Source organism: Bradyrhizobium sp. SZCCHNR1002 (assembly GCF_032381435.1).
GTDB classification, from domain to species: domain Bacteria; phylum Pseudomonadota; class Alphaproteobacteria; order Rhizobiales; family Xanthobacteraceae; genus Bradyrhizobium; species Bradyrhizobium aeschynomenes.
The window spans coordinates 2,073,119-2,089,923 of the sequence record NZ_JAUHIS010000001.1 but is presented as its reverse complement, the minus strand read 5'-3'; the positions used below and the strand labels follow the sequence as shown (position 1 = coordinate 2,089,923).

General features: G+C 66.8%; 12 protein-coding genes. 7 read left to right on the top strand and 5 right to left on the bottom strand.

Annotation, left to right across the window (positions count from 1 at the left end; all coding sequences use genetic code 11):
• Positions 1-3: 3 nt before the first annotated feature.
• Both QX108_RS09310 and QX108_RS09305 read left to right on the top strand, forming a co-directional pair.
• Positions 4-774, top strand: a complete 771-nt coding sequence (locus QX108_RS09310) for an ABC transporter ATP-binding protein (RefSeq protein ID WP_172115057.1) — start codon at positions 4-6, stop codon at positions 772-774.
• A gap of 153 nt (positions 775-927) precedes the next feature.
• On the top strand, positions 928-1,800 hold the full coding sequence (locus QX108_RS09305; RefSeq protein ID WP_315721065.1) for an MlaD family protein: 873 nt from the start codon (positions 928-930) through the stop codon (positions 1,798-1,800).
• 356 nt (positions 1,801-2,156) lie between these two features.
• Here the strand turns inward: QX108_RS09305 and QX108_RS09300 are convergent, their stop codons facing one another.
• The gene (locus QX108_RS09300; protein ID WP_315779613.1) at positions 2,157-7,907 is read right to left on the bottom strand and encodes a methyl-accepting chemotaxis protein; all 5,751 of its coding nucleotides are present in this window, start codon (positions 7,905-7,907) and stop codon (positions 2,157-2,159) included.
• Between the two features lie 384 nt (positions 7,908-8,291).
• Between QX108_RS09300 and QX108_RS09295 the strand changes: the two genes are divergently transcribed.
• Both QX108_RS09295 and QX108_RS09290 read left to right on the top strand, forming a co-directional pair.
• On the top strand, positions 8,292-8,666 hold the full coding sequence (locus tag QX108_RS09295) for an Hpt domain-containing protein (RefSeq protein ID WP_315779615.1): 375 nt from the start codon (positions 8,292-8,294) through the stop codon (positions 8,664-8,666).
• Positions 8,667-8,749: 83 nt separating this feature from the next.
• Positions 8,750-9,070 carry a 2Fe-2S iron-sulfur cluster-binding protein gene (locus QX108_RS09290; protein WP_172115065.1) on the top strand — a complete coding sequence of 107 codons (321 nt, stop codon included), beginning with the start codon at positions 8,750-8,752 and terminating at the stop codon, positions 9,068-9,070.
• Between the two features lie 59 nt (positions 9,071-9,129).
• Here the strand turns inward: QX108_RS09290 and QX108_RS09285 are convergent, their stop codons facing one another.
• A complete protein-coding gene (locus tag QX108_RS09285; protein ID WP_315721062.1) occupies positions 9,130-9,594 on the bottom strand; it encodes a thioesterase family protein in 465 nt (154 codons plus the stop codon).
• A gap of 176 nt (positions 9,595-9,770) precedes the next feature.
• Here QX108_RS09285 and QX108_RS09280 point away from each other — a divergent pair, with 176 nt between their 5' ends.
• Positions 9,771-10,799, top strand: coding sequence for an NAD(P)/FAD-dependent oxidoreductase (locus QX108_RS09280; RefSeq protein WP_315721061.1), 1,029 nt, complete (start codon positions 9,771-9,773; stop codon positions 10,797-10,799).
• A gap of 171 nt (positions 10,800-10,970) precedes the next feature.
• Positions 10,971-11,579 (top strand): DUF2147 domain-containing protein, encoded by a 609-nt coding sequence (locus tag QX108_RS09275; RefSeq protein WP_315721060.1) that lies wholly within the window; start codon positions 10,971-10,973, stop codon positions 11,577-11,579.
• Between the two features lie 683 nt (positions 11,580-12,262).
• Here QX108_RS09275 and QX108_RS09270 read toward each other — a convergent pair.
• Together QX108_RS09270 and QX108_RS09265 are read right to left on the bottom strand one after the other, a co-directional pair.
• Positions 12,263-14,209 (bottom strand): hypothetical protein, encoded by a 1,947-nt coding sequence (locus tag QX108_RS09270; RefSeq protein ID WP_315779617.1) that lies wholly within the window; start codon positions 14,207-14,209, stop codon positions 12,263-12,265.
• Positions 14,210-14,301: 92 nt separating this feature from the next.
• A complete protein-coding gene (locus tag QX108_RS09265; protein ID WP_315779618.1) occupies positions 14,302-15,393 on the bottom strand; it encodes a YbhN family protein in 1,092 nt (363 codons plus the stop codon).
• A gap of 371 nt (positions 15,394-15,764) precedes the next feature.
• Between QX108_RS09265 and QX108_RS09260 the strand changes: the two genes are divergently transcribed.
• Positions 15,765-16,271, top strand: a complete 507-nt coding sequence (locus QX108_RS09260; RefSeq protein WP_315779620.1) for a ferritin-like domain-containing protein — start codon at positions 15,765-15,767, stop codon at positions 16,269-16,271.
• Positions 16,272-16,345: 74 nt separating this feature from the next.
• Here QX108_RS09260 and QX108_RS09255 read toward each other — a convergent pair whose 3' ends face one another.
• Positions 16,346-16,777 (bottom strand): hypothetical protein, encoded by a 432-nt coding sequence (locus tag QX108_RS09255; protein WP_315721058.1) that lies wholly within the window; start codon positions 16,775-16,777, stop codon positions 16,346-16,348.
• Positions 16,778-16,805: the final 28 nt, after the last annotated feature.

Sequence of the window (16,805 nt, the reverse complement as noted above, 5' to 3'; positions counted from 1 at the left end):
GAGATGATGCAGGCCGTCTCTGATCCGATCATCCGCGTCCGCGACGTCACCGTGCAGTTCGGCAAGACACGCGTGCTCGACGGTCTCGATCTCGACGTCAAGCGCGGCGAGATCCTCGGCTTCGTCGGTCCATCCGGTGCGGGCAAATCGGTGCTGACCCGCACCATCATCGGCCTCGTGCCGAAATTGTCGGGCAACATCGAGGTGTTCGGCGTCGACCTCGACGCCGCCGATCGTGCCGGTCGCCGGGCCGTCGAGCGGCGCTGGGGCGTGCTGTTCCAGCAGGGCGCGCTGTTCTCCTCGCTCACGGTGCGGCAGAACATCCAGTTTCCGGTGCGGGAATATCTCAAGGTCTCGCAGCGGCTGCTCGACGAGATCATGGTCGCCAAGCTGGTGATGGTCGGATTGCGGCCCGATGTTGCCGATCGTTTCCCGAGCGAGCTGTCCGGCGGCATGATCAAGCGCGTCGCGTTGGCACGGGCTCTCGCGCTCGATCCGGAACTGGTGTTTCTCGATGAGCCGACCTCGGGGCTCGATCCGATCGGTGCCGGCGATTTCGACGAGCTGGTGCGCACTCTGCAGCGCACTTTGGGACTGACGGTTTTCATGGTAACCCATGATCTCGACAGCCTCTACACGGCCTGCGACCGCATCGCCGTGCTCGGCAACGGCAAGATCATTGCCGCGGGATCGATGGCCGATATGCAGGCCTCGGAGCATCCGTGGCTCAGGCAGTATTTCCACGGCAAGCGTGCCCGCGCCGTGATGGGGTAGCGCGACGCGCCCCAGGGATGATTTTTTGTGAGCGGGAGTGGAGACTCCCGCGACTAAGCTGATGAGGTGGGTGCCGCGGTCCGGCGCCAACCGAGAGCGCACGGGAGCGGGGGCTGGGATCTTCGCGGCCACGTGCCGGTACCGGAGTTGGTAATGGAAACGCGGGCGAATTACGTCCTGATCGGATCGTTCACGTTGGCGGTGATCGCCGCGGCGGTCGGATTCGTCCTCTGGTTCCAGAGCCTGCACACCACCAAGCAGCGCAGCCCGCTCAGGGTCGTGTTCGAGGGCCCGGCCGCGGGACTGCGCAATGGCGGCAGCGTCAATTTCAACGGTATCCGGGTCGGCGAGGTCATCTCGGTCAAGCTCGACAACCCGCGCCGTGTCGTGGCGCTGGCGATGGTCGAGAACAATGCGCCGATCCGCAAGGACACCCTGGTCGGCCTCGAGTTCCAGGGCCTCACCGGCGTCGCCGCGATCGCGCTGAAGGGCGGCGAGGAGGCCGCGCCGCCGCCGCCGCTCGACGAGGACGGCGTTCCGCTGCTGCGCGCCGATCCGACCCGGCTGCAGGATGTGACCGAGGCGATCCGCGCCACCCTGCAGAACATCAACAAGGTGGTCGCCGACAACCAGGACGCCGTGAAGAACTCGATCAAGAACCTCGAGGTCTTCACCCAGTCGCTGGCCCGCAACTCCGAGCGCATCGATGGCGTCATGTCCCGCGTCGACGGCATCATGGGCAAGGCGGACACCTTGATGCTCGGTCTCAATTCGCTGGCCGGCGGCAAGGACGGCGGCGAGCTGTTCCTGACGGTGAAGTCGATCCGCGAGCTTGCCGAGGATTTCGACAAGCGCTCGGGCGCGCTGATGGCCGATGGACGGCGGACGCTGTCCGACATCAGCCGCGCCGTGAACAATTTCGACCGCAATCCGACCCGGGTCCTGTTCGGGGCCAGCAACTCCAGCCCGAGCAACGCCCAGGCCTCGCAGCCCGCGGCCGCACCGCCCGCGCCTGGGCGGCGGTGAGGCTCTGGCGAATAGCGAATTGGGAGTAGCGAATAGGGGCGCTTGAACCGGCGGCCGTAGTGTGCCGTTGGCTGCTCGTCTCCTGGCTCGACACCGCGTAGTCCTGTCGGATGCCGGGCGATGTACGCGTCGCTGGCAAGGTCGAGCGCAGGATGCGGTGGCGATCTCCAAGCGGCAGGGGCCGGGCGTGCGGGTGCCGGGCCGACATGGGCAAAGCCGAACAAGGCTTCATTGGATCGACAAAAGCGAAACGGAGGCCTCGCGGCCTCCGTTCGTCTGAGTTGCTCTCGACTTGTCGGTGGGGGGCTCGTCGCCATCGGCTATTCGCCACTCCCCATTCGCTACTCGCTCTCCCCTCACGCCAGCCGGCCGGCGGCGTGGGCGAGCAGGGTGTAGACTAGGCCGGTCTCCGAGGTCAGCTGCGTGCGCAGCGCCTGCGGGTTGCGGTCGTCGCGGGCGACCTCGTCGAGCAGCCGCTCGAACTCGGTGATGTAGCGGTCGACCGTCTGCTTGAAGGTGCGGTCGGCGCGGTACTTGCGGGCGACCTCGTCGAACGCCTTCTGGCCGGCCGGCGTATAGAGACGCTTCGAGAACGCCTTGGTCTCGCCGCGCTGATAGCGGTCCCACATCTCGGCCGCGAGGTTGCGGTCCATCAGCCGGGCGATGTCGAGCGACAGCGATTCCAGCGGATTGCCGGGCTGCTGCGCCGCTCCGCGGCCACGCGGAGCCGGAGCCTGGGGCTGGCCGGCGGTGCTGTTGTCGGCGCGGTTGAGCAGGTCGGACAGCCAGTTGTCGCTGCGCTGATCGGCGACCGGGCCCATCGGCGGTGCCTCGACCCTGCGCGGCTGCGGCGGGGGCGGGGCTGGCGGCTGCATCCCGAGATCCGGCGGCGGGAGATTGGTGACGCTGGTCGCCGCAGGCTCGCGCAGGCGCATGTCGGTCCGGCCGCCGACGGCGGCCACCACCGGCTCCTCCTGACGCATGACGGCAGCAGGCGGCGCGACTGCGGCGGGACGCGCCGTGCTGACCACGTCGAGACCCCGACCATGATGTGCGACGATCCGGTTGAGCTCGGCGAGGGCCTCGATCTGGTCGACGATGACCTTGCGCATCTGCGCCGTGCTCTCGGCCGCCTCCTGCGGCATCTCCAGCACGCCGCGGCGCAGCTCGTTGCGCGTCGCCTCGAGCTCACGATGCATTTCGGCGGTCATCTGCTTCATGCTCGACACCAGCGTCGCGAACCTCTCGGCCGACTGCTTGAACATTGCATCGGCTTCCTGCGTGCTCTGCTGGTAGATCTCCTGCATCTGCGACGTCGTGAGGCGGCGTTCCTCCTCCGCATTGGCGCGGATGGCTTCGAACTGGCGGCTGAGCGCGGTCGAGCCGGCGCCGGCCGTTTCCGCCACGACCCGGGCGATGTCGCGGGCCCGCTCCTCGGCGGCCGCGAGCGACTCGTCGAGCAGGGTGGTGAAGCGGGTCAGGCGCTGGTCGAGATCGGCGGTGCGAAGATCGATGGTGGTGACCAGCGATTCCAGCGTCGTCTTGCGATCCGAAATCGAGACCGTAGCATCGCGGTTGCTCTGCTCGACGATGGCGGCAGCCTCGATCAGGGCCTTGCCATGGGCATCGAACTGGCTCGACAGCGATCCGAGATCCTCGAGCGCACGGGACGTCTTGGCGTTGAAGACGTTGAGCTGATCTTCGAGGGTCTGCGTCGCCGTGCCATTGCGCGACGTCACGTCGTTCATCGCGGTGACGAAATCGGCCACGCGGGCGACCAGCGCACGCTCCAGCGAGTTGAGATTATCGTGGGCGCCGGTCAGCACCTCCTGCAGCAGGATGTTGCCCTCGCGCAGACGCTCGAACAGAGCGACCGTGTCGGTGCGCAGGATCTTGCTGGTCTCCTGCATCTCGGTGACGGCCGCCACCGAGACCTGGCGCGACTGCTCGATCGCGGCGCGCGAGGCCTGCTCGAGATCCTTCAGCGACTTGGTGATCGCCGTGGTCGCGAGCTCGCCGGCCGAGGTGATGGTGCGGGCGACCTCGGAGCCGTTGCCGTTCACAGTCTGGGCGAACGCCTGGCCGCGCATCTCGATCTGCTTCAGCGCATCGGTGGTGACGCGATCGATCTCGATCGTGAGCTGGTTGGTCTTCGAGTTGAGCGTCTCGACCAGCGTGCCGCGCTTGCCGTCGAGGATCTGCGACAGCCGCTCGCTCTGCTGCTGCACATAGGTGACGATCTCGTCGGTCTTGCCGGTCATGGCCGAGCCGAACGAGTTGCCGGCGGCGAGCACCGAGCGCTCGATCTCGGTCGAGGTCGACTTCACCCGCGTCGAGACCTCGTTGGAGGCCGCGACCAGCGCGCTCTGGGCATTGAGGGCGCTGCTCTGGATCGCGTCCGTCGTGTTGGCGGCGACCGTGTTGATCGAACGTTCGATCTCGGTCGAGATCGCCTTGAGCTGGCCGGCCGTGTCGGTGGAGGTCGCCGTGAGCACGCTCTGCGCTTCGCGGGCGCCGCTGACGATCACCGCGACGGTCTCGGTCGTGGTCGTGGTCAGCACCGCCTGGGCCTCGCGTGCGCTGCCGATCAGGGCCGCAGCGGTGTCCGCCGAGGTCGAGGTCAGCGACATCTGCGCCTGGCGTGCGCTGTTGAGGATCGAGGTCGCTGTGTCGGCGCCGACCGACGACAGCGTCCGCTCGACGTCCACGGCGAGCGACTTGACGTGCTCCGCCGCCTCGGTCGAGCTCGAGATCAGCTTGGACTGGACCTCACGGGCGCTGTCGATGATGACGGTGGCCGTGGTGGTGCCGACCGCGGCGAGCGTCCGCTCGACGTCGATCGCCAGCGACTTGACGTGGTCGGCGGCTTCGGTCGAGGCGCTCACCAGCTTGGACTGCACATCCCGCGCGCTGTCGACGATGGTCGCCGCGGTGCTGGTGCCGACGGCAGCGAGCGTGCGCTCGACATCGGCGGCCAGCGACTTGACGTGATTGGCCGCTTCCGAGGACGCGCTGATCAGCGTGCTCTGCGCCTCGCGCGCGCCGCCGGTGATCGACTCGGCGGTGGTCGTCCCCGCGATCGAGAGCGAGCGCTGGACGTCGACGGTGAGCACCTTGACCTGCTCGGCGGCCTCGTGGGAGGCGGCGAGCAGGGCGCTCTGGGCCTCGCGGGCACCGGCCGTGATCGTCTCCGCGGTCTCCGTGCCGGCGCTGGTCAGCGAACGCTGCACATCCGCCGCGAGCGACTTCACGTGCTCGGCCGCGTTGGAGGAGGCCGAGACCAGCGTGTTCTGGACCTCGCGGGCGCCGGCCAGGATCGAGGCTGCCGTGGCCGAGCCTGCGGCCGTCAGCGCCTGCTCGACATCGGTGGCGAGCGACTTCACGTGGTTTGCGGCATCGGAGGAGGCCGACACCAGCGTGTTCTGGACCTCGCGAGCGCCGGCGAGGATCGTCGCCGCGGTGGTCGAGCCCGCCGCCGTGAGCGTGCGCTCGACGTCGGCCGACAGCGACTTGATCTGCTCGGCGGTTTCGCCGGAGGCCGTGACCAGAGTCGCCTGGGCCTCGCGTGCGCTGGTCAGGATGGAATTGGCGGCGTTGCTGCCGGCGCCGGTGAGGGCGCGCTCGACCTCGGCGGACGTATTCTTCAACTGCGAGCCGACGTCCGTCGACACGTTGAGCAGCGCCTCCTGCGCCGTGCGGGCGCCGGTCTGGATGGTCTCGCTGGTGTTGACCACGAGATTGGTCAGCGCGCGCTCGGCATCCTCGACATGCGACTTGATGCTGGCGGACAGCAGCTCGGCGCGGGTCATCAATTCGTCGCTGGCCTGGCGGCCGCTGCTCTCGATGCGGCCGGCCACGGCCTCGACGCGCGAGCCGAGGAGGTCCTCGAACTGCGACACGCGATGGTCGATCTCGGTGGCGATCGAGCCGACCCGGGTCTCGATGCCCTGATGGATGTCCTGGAAGCGGGCGGTGACGGCCTCGGTCAGCTCGAAGCTGCGGCCGTCGATGATGTTCGACAGGCTGACGATGCGCTGGTCGATCGCCTCCAGCGCCTTGTCGGTGCCGTCGGTGAGCGAGGAGGTCAGGATGTTGAGGCGGGAATCGATCGACTGGATCGCCTGGGCCGAGCCATCGGTCAGCGAGGAGGTCAGCACGGTCAGCCGCGAGTCGATGGCGTGCAGCACCTGCGCCGCACCGTCGGTCAGCGAGTTCGACAGCGTTCCGAGCCGGCCCTCGATGGTCGAAGTGACCGAGGTCGCCCGGTTGTCGAAATTCTCCTCAAGCGTCTTCAGACGGCCCCCGACGGTGTCGTCGAAGGTCTTGATCTTGGAATCGAGCGTGGAGTCGAAGTCGGTGATACGAGCCTGCAGATTGGTCTCGAACAGGCCCAGCCGCTGGTCCAGCGTCGCCGTGATCTCACCGCTGTTGGACGACAGACGGGTGTCGAAGCTGTCGACATAGGTCTTGAGATTGTCGGAGATCTCCTGGGTCCGCTGGCCCATGCGCTCGACGATCTCGCCGCCATAGGTCTTCACGGTGCGATCGAACTCGGTGATGTGCCGGGTGATCAGCGCGCCCAGAGTCGAGCTGTCGCGGGCAAAACGTTCGGCGAGTTCGGTGCCCTGGTTCTTCACCAGCTCGTCGAAGGCGCTGATCTGCATCGACAGCGTGTCGTGCGTGCTCTCGGTCTGGCTGACGACCTTGGCGACCAGCGAGGTGACGGTCGCGTCGAGCGACTCGCTCGCCTTCTCGCCCGACGTGACGATGTGGCCCGACAGGCGCTGGCTCGCCTCGTCGATCTTGGTGACGAGGTCGCCGCTGCGCAGCTCGAGCTCGAGCAGCAGGGAGTCGCCGGAAGCCTTGAGCGAATCGTGGACCTGCTCGGTGCGGACCGAGATGCCGTCGACGATCGCAGCCGTGCGCTGCTCGAACTCGTTGGTGATCCGGTCGATCCGCTCATTGAGCATCTCGTGAACACGGTCGGACAGATCGGCGAACTCGTCGTGGACGTGGCCGGTCTTGAAATTGAGGCTGGTCGTCAGCCGCTCGGAGGCGTCGAGCACGGCGCGGGTGGTCTCGGCGCTCGCTTCTTCCAGACGGTCCAGGAGATCGCCGCCACGCTCGCCGAGCGCGAGGATCATGTTGTCGCCGGCATTGCTGAGCGCCGCCGTGATGTGGGCGCCGCGCTCCTCGAGCGCGCCGGTGATGCTCTTGGCGACCTCGTCGACGCGCGAGGCGATCGCATCCGAGATCAGCGCGATGTCGTGGCGCAGATCGATCTGCACGCCGGAGATGGCGCTGCGGACCTGCTCGGCCTGGCCGACCAGGTTGTCGCGCTGATGGGCGATGTCCTGGAGGAGGGCGCGGATGCGCACCTCGTTGTCGCTGTAGGCGCGTTCGAGCGCGGCGACCTCGTTGGCGACCAGCATCTCGAGCTCGCCGGCGCGTGCGATCGCGCGCTCGACGCCGTCGCCCATCGCCGCAACCTCGCGGCGGATGGCCTGGCCGACGGTCACGATGGAATCGCTGACGGCGCCCTCCGGCTCGGAGAAGCGGATCGCGACCTGCGCCATCGACTGCGCGATCATGCGCAGCTCCTGGCCGCGCCAGGCGAGACTCGCCAGGAAATAGAACAGCAGGACGGGGGCGAAGAACACCGCGGCGAGGCCGGCGAGCACCAGCACGCCGCCGCTCTGGCCGATCACGGCCTGCAACGACGGCAGGAAGCCGATCGTGAGCAGGGCACAGCCGACGATCCAGATGCCTGCAAACACGGTTGCCAGCGTATAGACGCCGCGCGAGGGGCGGCCCTTCTGGATCGCCTGCAGCAGCTGGCCGATGGTCTCGCGGTCGTCATTGGCCGGACGGCGAGCGGCAAGCGGCGGCGGCTCGATCTCGTCCAGGCTGCGGTTGTCGACGCCCGGACGGGAGTCGAACGAGTCGAAAGCGGATCCGCCGGTCGGCATGACCGGCGGCGCCCCGTCAGCGTGGACCGGGCCCTGCGAGTCCTGGGGCGCGGACGTATCGCTGATGTTCAAAGCCTCCTGAATGGCGGACAGCGCAACTTCAGTCGGGTCTTTGACCTTTTTGGGGGTGTTCGCCATGTTGAGTCCGAGCCCTCGTCTTAATTTCGTTCCGGCAAGCCGCGTACGAGTACCCCCTCGCCGCGCTCGAACCGGACGTCATCCCTCGCAGGCACCAGGGGTGGCAAATTCCGCCAGGTGACCCACTCCATCCGGGGATCATCCTATTGGCTGTGCCTGTTGAAAGAAATGGCCGTGGTTAAGAGATTCTTAATCATCGTTAACAGCAGCCGCCGTTAACACTTTAGAAGGTCTGCGAATTCCGGTTTCGGCCGTGATTGGGGCGGAGCCGGGTCGAAATCGCGGCAAACCCGCGGCAATTGGGACGGTAACAATGCATTAACCATTGTCGTGCTTGGGTTACCACAGGGGCGCGATGCGCGCCCGCCGGACCGGATGACTGCCATGATTCCCGACCTGTCACGGATCGAATGGATGCCCTCGCCCCCGCTGGTTCCCGACGACGGGCCGATCAGCCTCGACCTTCTCCGGCGCATGACCCTGGGCGACACCGAGCTCGAGCGTGAAGTGCTCGCGATGTTCTCGACCCAGGCCGTCCGCCTGCTGGAGCGGCTGCAGGTGCTGCCCGAGGATGCCGCCGCGGTCGCCCACACCCTGAAGGGCTCCGCCCGGGCCATCGGCGCGCTCGACGTCGCCGACGCGGCCGAAGGCCTCGAAGCGGCGCTGCGGGCGGGCGATCCGGCCGATGCGCTGGCCTGGCTCGGCACGGCCGTGGCGCAGGCCCGCGCGGCCATTTCCGACATGCTCGGCGCGGCCTGACGGGCCGTCCGCGGCACTAGCGCGGAGCGGAGCGGTCCGTTATAGGACAGCCCGACCTCATTCCCTGCGCAGCACGAGCACACATGGCCAAGATCACCTTTGTCGACCATACCGGCGAATCCCGAACCGTTGACATCGAGAACGGCGCGACCGTCATGGAAGCGGCGATCCGCAACGCCATTCCGGGCATCGAGGCCGAATGTGGCGGCGCCTGTGCCTGCGCGACCTGCCATGTCTATGTCGACGAAGCCTGGCGCGAGAAGGTCGGCCCGCCGACCCCGATGGAAGAGGACATGCTCGATTTCGGCTACGACGTGCGGCCGAATTCCAGGCTCTCCTGCCAGATCAAGGTCTCCGACGAGCTCGATGGTCTCGTCGTCGCGACGCCCGAGCGTCAGGCCTGATCGTCGGGTCGTCGCGCTCATCTTCTGCTGACATCTCCTTTGAAATTTCGCCGCGCGGTCTACGCCGCCGGCGTGAGGGTGGCGCCATGGCGAGCCCAGGGCCGTAGCGCCGCGACGACCTGCTCGGTCAGCGGCGCCGGCTTGCGCGTCACCTCGTCGATCAGCACCATCACGGCGGTGGCCGAGGCCACGCAGCGCCCGTCCGAGAACACGACCTGCTCGCAGGTCACCGACGTGCGCCCCAGCTTCACCACTCCCAGTCCCAGCTCGATTGTGCCCGGCCAGCGCAGCTCGGCGCGGAAATGCATGTCGAGCCGCACCATGATCCAGGCAAGCCCCTGCTGGGTCAGGCCATGGCGCGGGTCCTTCATCAAGGTCACCCGGCCGGTCTCGAAATACGTCGCATAGACCGCGTTGTTGACGTGCTGGTTGGGGTCGAGGTCGCCGAACCGGACGTTATCCGCGAGGCGATAGGGGAAGTCCTCGAGCCGTGGCGCATGGTCGTGGCGGGCCGTCTCTGTCACCGATTGATCTCCATCATTCATGCTCCCTTCAAACCTCGCTACACCGGCCGCCGCAAGCCGCGGGCGCGCGCGAGGGGTGGCTTTTGTGCCTTCCCTGCGACCGCCCCGTTGGCTACAAATTCGGAACCGCCACCTGCCGCCATCCTCCGGGCGGCGTCTCCAACGAGAAGAGCGACATGAGCGAAGCGATCAAGACCGATGTGCTGATCATTGGCGCGGGCCCCTGCGGACTGTTTGCCGTGTTTGAACTGGGGCTGCTCGACATCAAGGCGCATCTGATCGACATCCTCGACAAGGTCGGTGGCCAGTGCGCCGAGCTGTATCCGGAGAAGCCGATCTACGACATTCCCGGCGTGCCGATGGTGACGGGGCAGGGCCTCACCGATCAGCTGATGGAGCAGATCAAGCCGTTCAGCCCGACCTTCCATCTCGGCGAGATGGTCACGAGCGTGGAGAAGATCGGCGATCCCGGTTTCCGCGTCACCACCGATGCCGGCAAGGTGTTCGAGTGCAAGGTCGTGGTGATCGCCGCCGGCGGCGGCTCGTTCCAGCCGAAGCGTCCGCCGGTGCCGGGCATCGAGGCCTACGAAGGCACCTCGGTCTTTTATGCCGTGCGCAAGATGGAGCAGTTCCGCGACAAGCATGTCGTCATCGTCGGCGGCGGTGACTCCGCGCTCGACTGGACGCTCAACCTGCATCCGATCGCCAAGCGCATCACGCTCATTCATCGCCGCGACGACTTCCGCGCCGCGCCCCACAGCGTCGAGCAGATGCGCGCCCTGGTCGCCGGCGGCAAGATGGATCTGCGCATCGGCCAGGTGACCGCGCTCGAAGGCGCCAATGGTCAGCTGTCGGCGGCGACCATCAAGGGCAACGACAATGCCGTCGAGACCATCCCCTGCGAGATGATGCTGCCGTTCTTCGGCCTGACGATGAAGCTCGGCCCCGTCGCCGAGTGGGGCCTCGCGCTCGAGCACAATCTCATTCCCGTCGAGACCTCGGCGTTCGAGACCTCCGTGCCCGGCATCTTCGCGATCGGCGACATCAATACCTATCCCGGCAAGATCAAGCTGATCCTGTGCGGCTTCCACGAGGGCGCGCTGATGGCGCAGAAGGCGCACCGCTACGTGTATCCGGAGAAGCGGCTGGTGTTCCAGTACACGACGTCGTCGTCGAGCCTGCAGAAGAAGCTCGGCGTCAACTAATTCGTTCGCGGCATGGAACCCGGCACCATCACACCAACTCAAATGTGAAGAAATGTTTCCTGCGCGTGCCGGTTTCACCGGCGCGCCAGACCTGTTATGGGCTGGAAGGAGCTGCGAAACGGCCGTACTGTGCGGCCATTCATTTTGTGACTTGGTCAAGGTGAGATGATGATGCGCAATGCGTTTCCCCGACTTCGGCTGGTGCCTGGCGTGACGACGCTCGCGGTCGGCGCGCTCGTCGTCGCCGGTGCGCTGCTGACGCGGCCGGCGCTGGCGGCAGAGCCGACCGCGGCCGGGCTGTGGCAGAAGGTCGAGGACGGCAGGCCGGTCGGCTGGTTTCTCTTCATCGACCACGACGGCGTGTTCGAGGGCGTGATCGCCAAGACGTTTCCGCGTCCGGGCGACAATCCGAACGAGGTCTGCGCCAAGTGCACCGACGACCGCAAGAATGCGCCGGTGCTCGGTATCTCCTTCGTGCGTGACATGAAGCGCGAAGGCTTGAAATACGAAGGCGGCAACGTGCTCAATCCGCGCGACGGTAATATCTGGAAGGCCAACATGAAGGTCAGCCCGGACGGCCAGTCGCTGACCTTGCGCGGCTATCTCGGCTTCTCGCTGCTCGGCAAGGACGAGACCTGGACGCGCCTGCCGGACACCAACATGGCGCAGATCGATCCCGCGATCCTCGCGAAGTATCTCCCGGCCCAGGCGACGACGGCGACCGCGCCAGGATCGAAGCAGGCCCCCCCGATGATGAAGAAGCCGGCGCCGGCGAAGTAGTTGGCGGCTGGCCTGCATGTCATTTCTGCTCGCGATGGACATGCTGTCGCGCTCTCGCGGCGCATGGCGCCCGAGTTGCGAAGGCTGAACTCGGCCCTCCGAAGTGAGAGGGCGCAGGGAATGCCGGGTGAGGGCCTCACCCATGGCCCGCCTGCTGAAGAAAATGCAGGCGGCAGGTACCACAGGTGCAGCCGGATCAACCGGCATTCCCTGCGCGATGGCTTGACGGCTTATACGTACTCTCCCCGGGGACCGGGCTGTCTTGCCCCCGTCACGGGCGGATCATCGCCACCCGCTTGGCACCAGCGTCGGGGTGCCAGGACCATACGACTTCACCGTGCGCCACCGCTCGTTCGTCGGCATGATCGGGATCACGCTGCGACCAATGGCGCCCACCGCATCCCGCACTCCACGCTCGTGACGACCGCGAACCGCCCCTCTCATGAGCACGGGATGCGCCAAGAGAGCATGATTTCTGGAAAAGGGAAATGAAATTCTTTCGTCCGGCGGGACTGGACAAGGGTGATCCGTCTGAGACCGCACGCGAATTTAATCTCCCGGCGCAGCCCGTCGCAGCCTGATCAGGATGCGCGAGGCTCTGTTAGTTCGATCCGCGGTGGCGACATCACGCCCGACGGGCGACTCGCTGAGATCGGTGGCGAGATGCCGGTCCGGCCGGCATGCTACTGCCTGACCACGCCTGCCGGCGGCAGCGGCTGGATGGTGACGTTGGCTTCGACCGCATCGAGGTTGAGCACTTGTGCGGCGGCCGGAAACGCCGCGTCGGCCATCGCCGCGTGGCCTTCGGCGGTCGGGTGCACGGCGCCGCCATAGACCGCGGACAGCACGCCCCAGCTCGCATCGTGGATGTCGGCAGGCTGCATCGCCGCCGGCAGCCCTTGCGGATAGGTCATGGCCGAGAAGTAGCTGTCATTGGCGTCGCGGATCCAGCGGGCGCGCGGCAGATAGGGCCGATACTCGCTGGCGCCGCGGCCGCACAGCAGCGGCTCGTTGGCGGCGCTGACGATGTTCGAGTCGAAGCTCTCGCCATTGGCGGAGAAGCATTCGCGGTCGAACGGCGGATCCTGCGGCGAGCGGGCGCAGAAGCCATGATCGGCGAACCCGGCCTGATGCGCATCGACGAATGTCATCCGGTCGGCACGCGGGTCGCGGCAGAGGATGCCGGCGGTGCACTGCGCGAGCCCGCGCAATGTCGGCAGGAATTCGTTCTCGACGAAGCCGGCCACGTTGGCGAGACGCTGCGGATTGGCGTTGAAGGAGGGATGGACCTCGAAGCCGGCTGGACCGCCGCGGCAGGGCGTGCCCGGGCCGCTCAGCGCCGGGTTGCCATAGGAGGTGTAGACGACGTGCGAGAGGTCGCCGACCAGCGGCTTGAGCGCCTCGCGCAGCTTGGCAAAACCCTGCGGCAGGTCGCGCGCCAGCTCGCTGCGCGATTCCTCGACCGAGCCGATCACGCCGGAGCGCTTGAACAGCGTGCGCTCGGTGGGCGTATCGACGATGACGTCGGCGACGAGACCGGAGAAGTTGATGTCGTTGGCGCCGATCGACAGCAGCACCAGATCGAGCTTACGGTCCGGCTGGCGGCGCTTGGCCGCGGTCAACGCATCGCGCAGCTCGCCGAGCTGGCCGTTGACGCCTCCGGCGCAGGTCGCCACCGAGCGGCCGGGAAGGCATTCGCGCGCGCGCTGGCTGCCGAACAGGCCGTCGGCGATGGTGGCGCCGGTGCAGGCGAGCGGCAGATAGGTGACGGCGACGTGCGGGTAGCGCACCGCGAGCGCCAGCGCGGTGCGGGTCTGGTAGCTGTATAGCGAGCGGTGGCAGGCGGCATTGAACCAGACCGCGCTGTGCTTCTGCCAGTTCTGCAGCGTGTCCGGCGCCTCGCAGGCGCGGCCACCCTTGAAGCCGGCGCGGCTCGGCCGATAATATTGCGCGGACGGACCGCCGAGATAGGAGCGGAAGCAGAAGCCTTCGTCAGCCAGCGCGATCGGACGGTCCGGATTGCCCTCGCCGGAGGCGATGCTGTCGCCGAGCCCGGCGATGAAGACGTCGCGCACCTGGATCCCGGTCGAGACCTGCCGCGTGCCTTCCGGGCTGGTGACGTCGACGGATGCGACGGTCTGCCGGCCATAGCGGACGCGCAGATTGACCGGCTCGGCGCAGTCGAAGGTCGAGGTCTGCGGCCCATCGCCGTCGTCGAACGACCACGCGCAGGTGGCGCCGACGGGCACCGGGCCGGTCAGGCGCACCGTGACCGGATGGTCGATCGGCGTCAGATAGCTTTCCTTGACGTTGTCGCGTGTGCACGGCTCGTTGACGCGGCCTGCGAGGTCGATGCACAGCCGGTTGACGACGTTGCGCGCCCAGCCGCGGCCGTCGCTCTGGATGCTCAGTCCCTGCTCGGCGGACAGGATGGAGCGGTCGCGCGTGCTCTCGACGTGGAGCAGGAAGTCGCGCTCTTCGCGGAACAGGCGGAAGCGGTTGCGGACCTCCCAGCTGATCTGCAGCGGTGCTGCGTCCAGCTGAGCGGCAGCCTCGGTCGCGGCGAGAGGCGCGAGCAGGCCGCCCAGGACGCAGGCGGCGAGCATCGGACGAGAGAGAAATCGGGTCATACGCCAGGATTCACGTGAGCGATGGGGCGGAAATAAGAGGGCGGCTGGCAACGTCAACCGCGCCATCACAAACGGTGGTCGGAAGCGCCAAGTCAACCTTGTGAGTGGCGCTTGATCCGTTGCGGAACCGGCGCGGTTGCAGTCGCCGTTGCGCGCTTGGCGGCGATCTCGTCGGAGACGGCCGCTTGCAGCCGGCGCCGCTCCTGCCATGGCTTGACGACGTTGAGCCAGAGTTCCCGGACCCCCATGATCGAGATCGCGATGCCGAACGGGATCACGAAATACAGCACGCGGAACACCAGCAGGGTGGCAAGCAGCTGCTCGCGGCCGAACTGCGGCAGCGCCACCAGCATCGCGGCGTCGAACACGCCGATGCTGCCGGGCGCGTGGCTGGCGAAGCCGAGCAGGGTGGCGAGGATGAACACCACCGACAGCGACAGGAAATCGATCGGCGGGTTGGCGGGAACGAGCAGGTACATCGCCAGTGCGCAGAAGCCGAGATCGACCACACCGATCAGGATCTGCACGATGGTCAATGGAGCGGAGGGCAGCACCACCTTCCAGCCGTTCTGTCCGAGCTGGCGCCGGTTCTTGCCGGCATAGAGCCAGCCGAGATAGGCGAAGATGGCACCGAGGATGCCGATCGCGATCAGCTGGTTCACCGCCGGCGGCAACTGGTCCATCGCGGTGGCGGCGGCCGGATGCAGGGTCATGCCGATGCCCAGCACGAACAGGTTGCCGAGCCAGAAGGTCAGCCCCGACAGGAAGCAGATCTTGGCGACGTCGATCGCCGACAGGCCGTAATCCGAATAGATGCGGAAGCGGATGGCACCGCCGGTGAACACGGTGGCGCCGATGTTGTGGCCGATCGAATAGCTGGTGAAGGCGCTCATCGCCGCGATGCGATAAGGCACGTGTTTCTTGCCAATCGTTCGCAGCGCAAAATAGTCATAGAACGTCAGCGTGCAGAACGCGCCGACCACACATAAGGCGGCGAGCGCGATGTGACCGGGCGGGATCTCGGTCAGCGCTGTCAGGATGACGCCGCCGTCGACGCCCTTCAGCGTGCGCACGAGCGTGGTGATCGCGAAGGCGATGATCGCAAGGCTCGCTGCAATCCCCAGCCGCTTCCAGCCGATCCATTTCTTGAAGCCACGCGAGAGCGTGGTCAGCAGGCGCTGCATTCATCCTCCCGGCGGGGCGGCACTAGATCTTTGAGAAGGGACAAAACCATTGAACGATGAGGGCGGGTAATCCGTGACAGCCTGTTCCTTAAGCTAAAACGGACGCTTTGTGCAGTCCTTGACACAGCGCAGCTCCGGCGTCGATCCGCGGGTCTGTCACACTCCAGTCACATAGCTGCGGCCGCCTTAGTTCGGTCCCATTGGTTACCCGCCAAGCAAGTCACGACCGGCCGCGAGGTTCCGGCGGTCGTGTCGCCGCGGGCCGGAACAACGGACGCGTCACCCGGTTAGCCGCCCGCGGGGGTAGCGAACATGGCCACGATCGGTCGGGGAGGGCAAGCCATGTTCCGAACCAAGAGGACAAGTGGCAAATGGGACTCTTCACCAAGGACATCAAGACGATGAACGACCTGTTCGTTCATCAGCTGCAGGACATCTATTACGCCGAGAACCAGCTGATCAAAGCGCTGCCCAAGATGGCCGACAAGGCGACCGATCAGCAGCTCAAGCAGGGATTCCTCACGCATCTCGACGAGACGCGGACGCATGTGAAGCGGCTGGAGCAGGTGTTCGAGATGCACGGCATCGCGCCGAAGGCGGTCGACTGCCCGGCGATCGACGGCATCATCGAGGAGGCCGAGGAGGTCGCCGGCGAAGTCGCCGACAAGACCGTGCTCGACGCCGCCTTGATCAATGCCGGCCAGGCGGCCGAGCACTACGAGATCACCCGCTATGGCAGCCTGATCGCCTGGGCCAAGCAGCTCGGCCGCAGTGACTGCGCGGCGGTGCTGCAGAAGACGCTCGACGAGGAGAAGGCGACCGACATGAAGCTCACCAAGCTCGCCGAGACCACCATCAATTTGCGCGCGGCCAGCTGATCGCGCCGCACGACGTGATGAGGCAAAACGCCGCGCGGAAGTACCGCGCGGCGTCGTCATTTCGGAGGGGGTGATCAGCTCTTGCGCAGGGCGAAATTGGCGCCGCAGAACGCCATCAGGGCGCCCAGGCAGAGCGCGGCAAGTCCCGCCAGCACGCCGGAGGCCGACGGCACCGGGCTCGGTCCGGAGATCGCCTGGCCGATGCCGGCCAGCATCAGCACGCCGACCACGACGAGGAAGTTGCGCGCACGCTGCGGGATCTCGCCGGATACCGCGCTGTGCATGATGTTGGCGATGAAATAGCCGCTCGAGAAGCCGACCGTCGCGATCAGCCACCAGGCGATCGCCGAGCCGGCTGGCATGAAGGCACCTTCGCTCTGCCACAGGCCGCCGAGATCGAGGCCGTAGCGGGCGCCGAGCATGTGCACGGCGAGCGCCAGCAGCACGCCTGCGGCCATCGCGCCGGCCAGGATCAGGTGGCGCGGAAAATGGATCGTTTCGCTCATCGTTCGTTTGTAGGATAAGGCGCCCGAC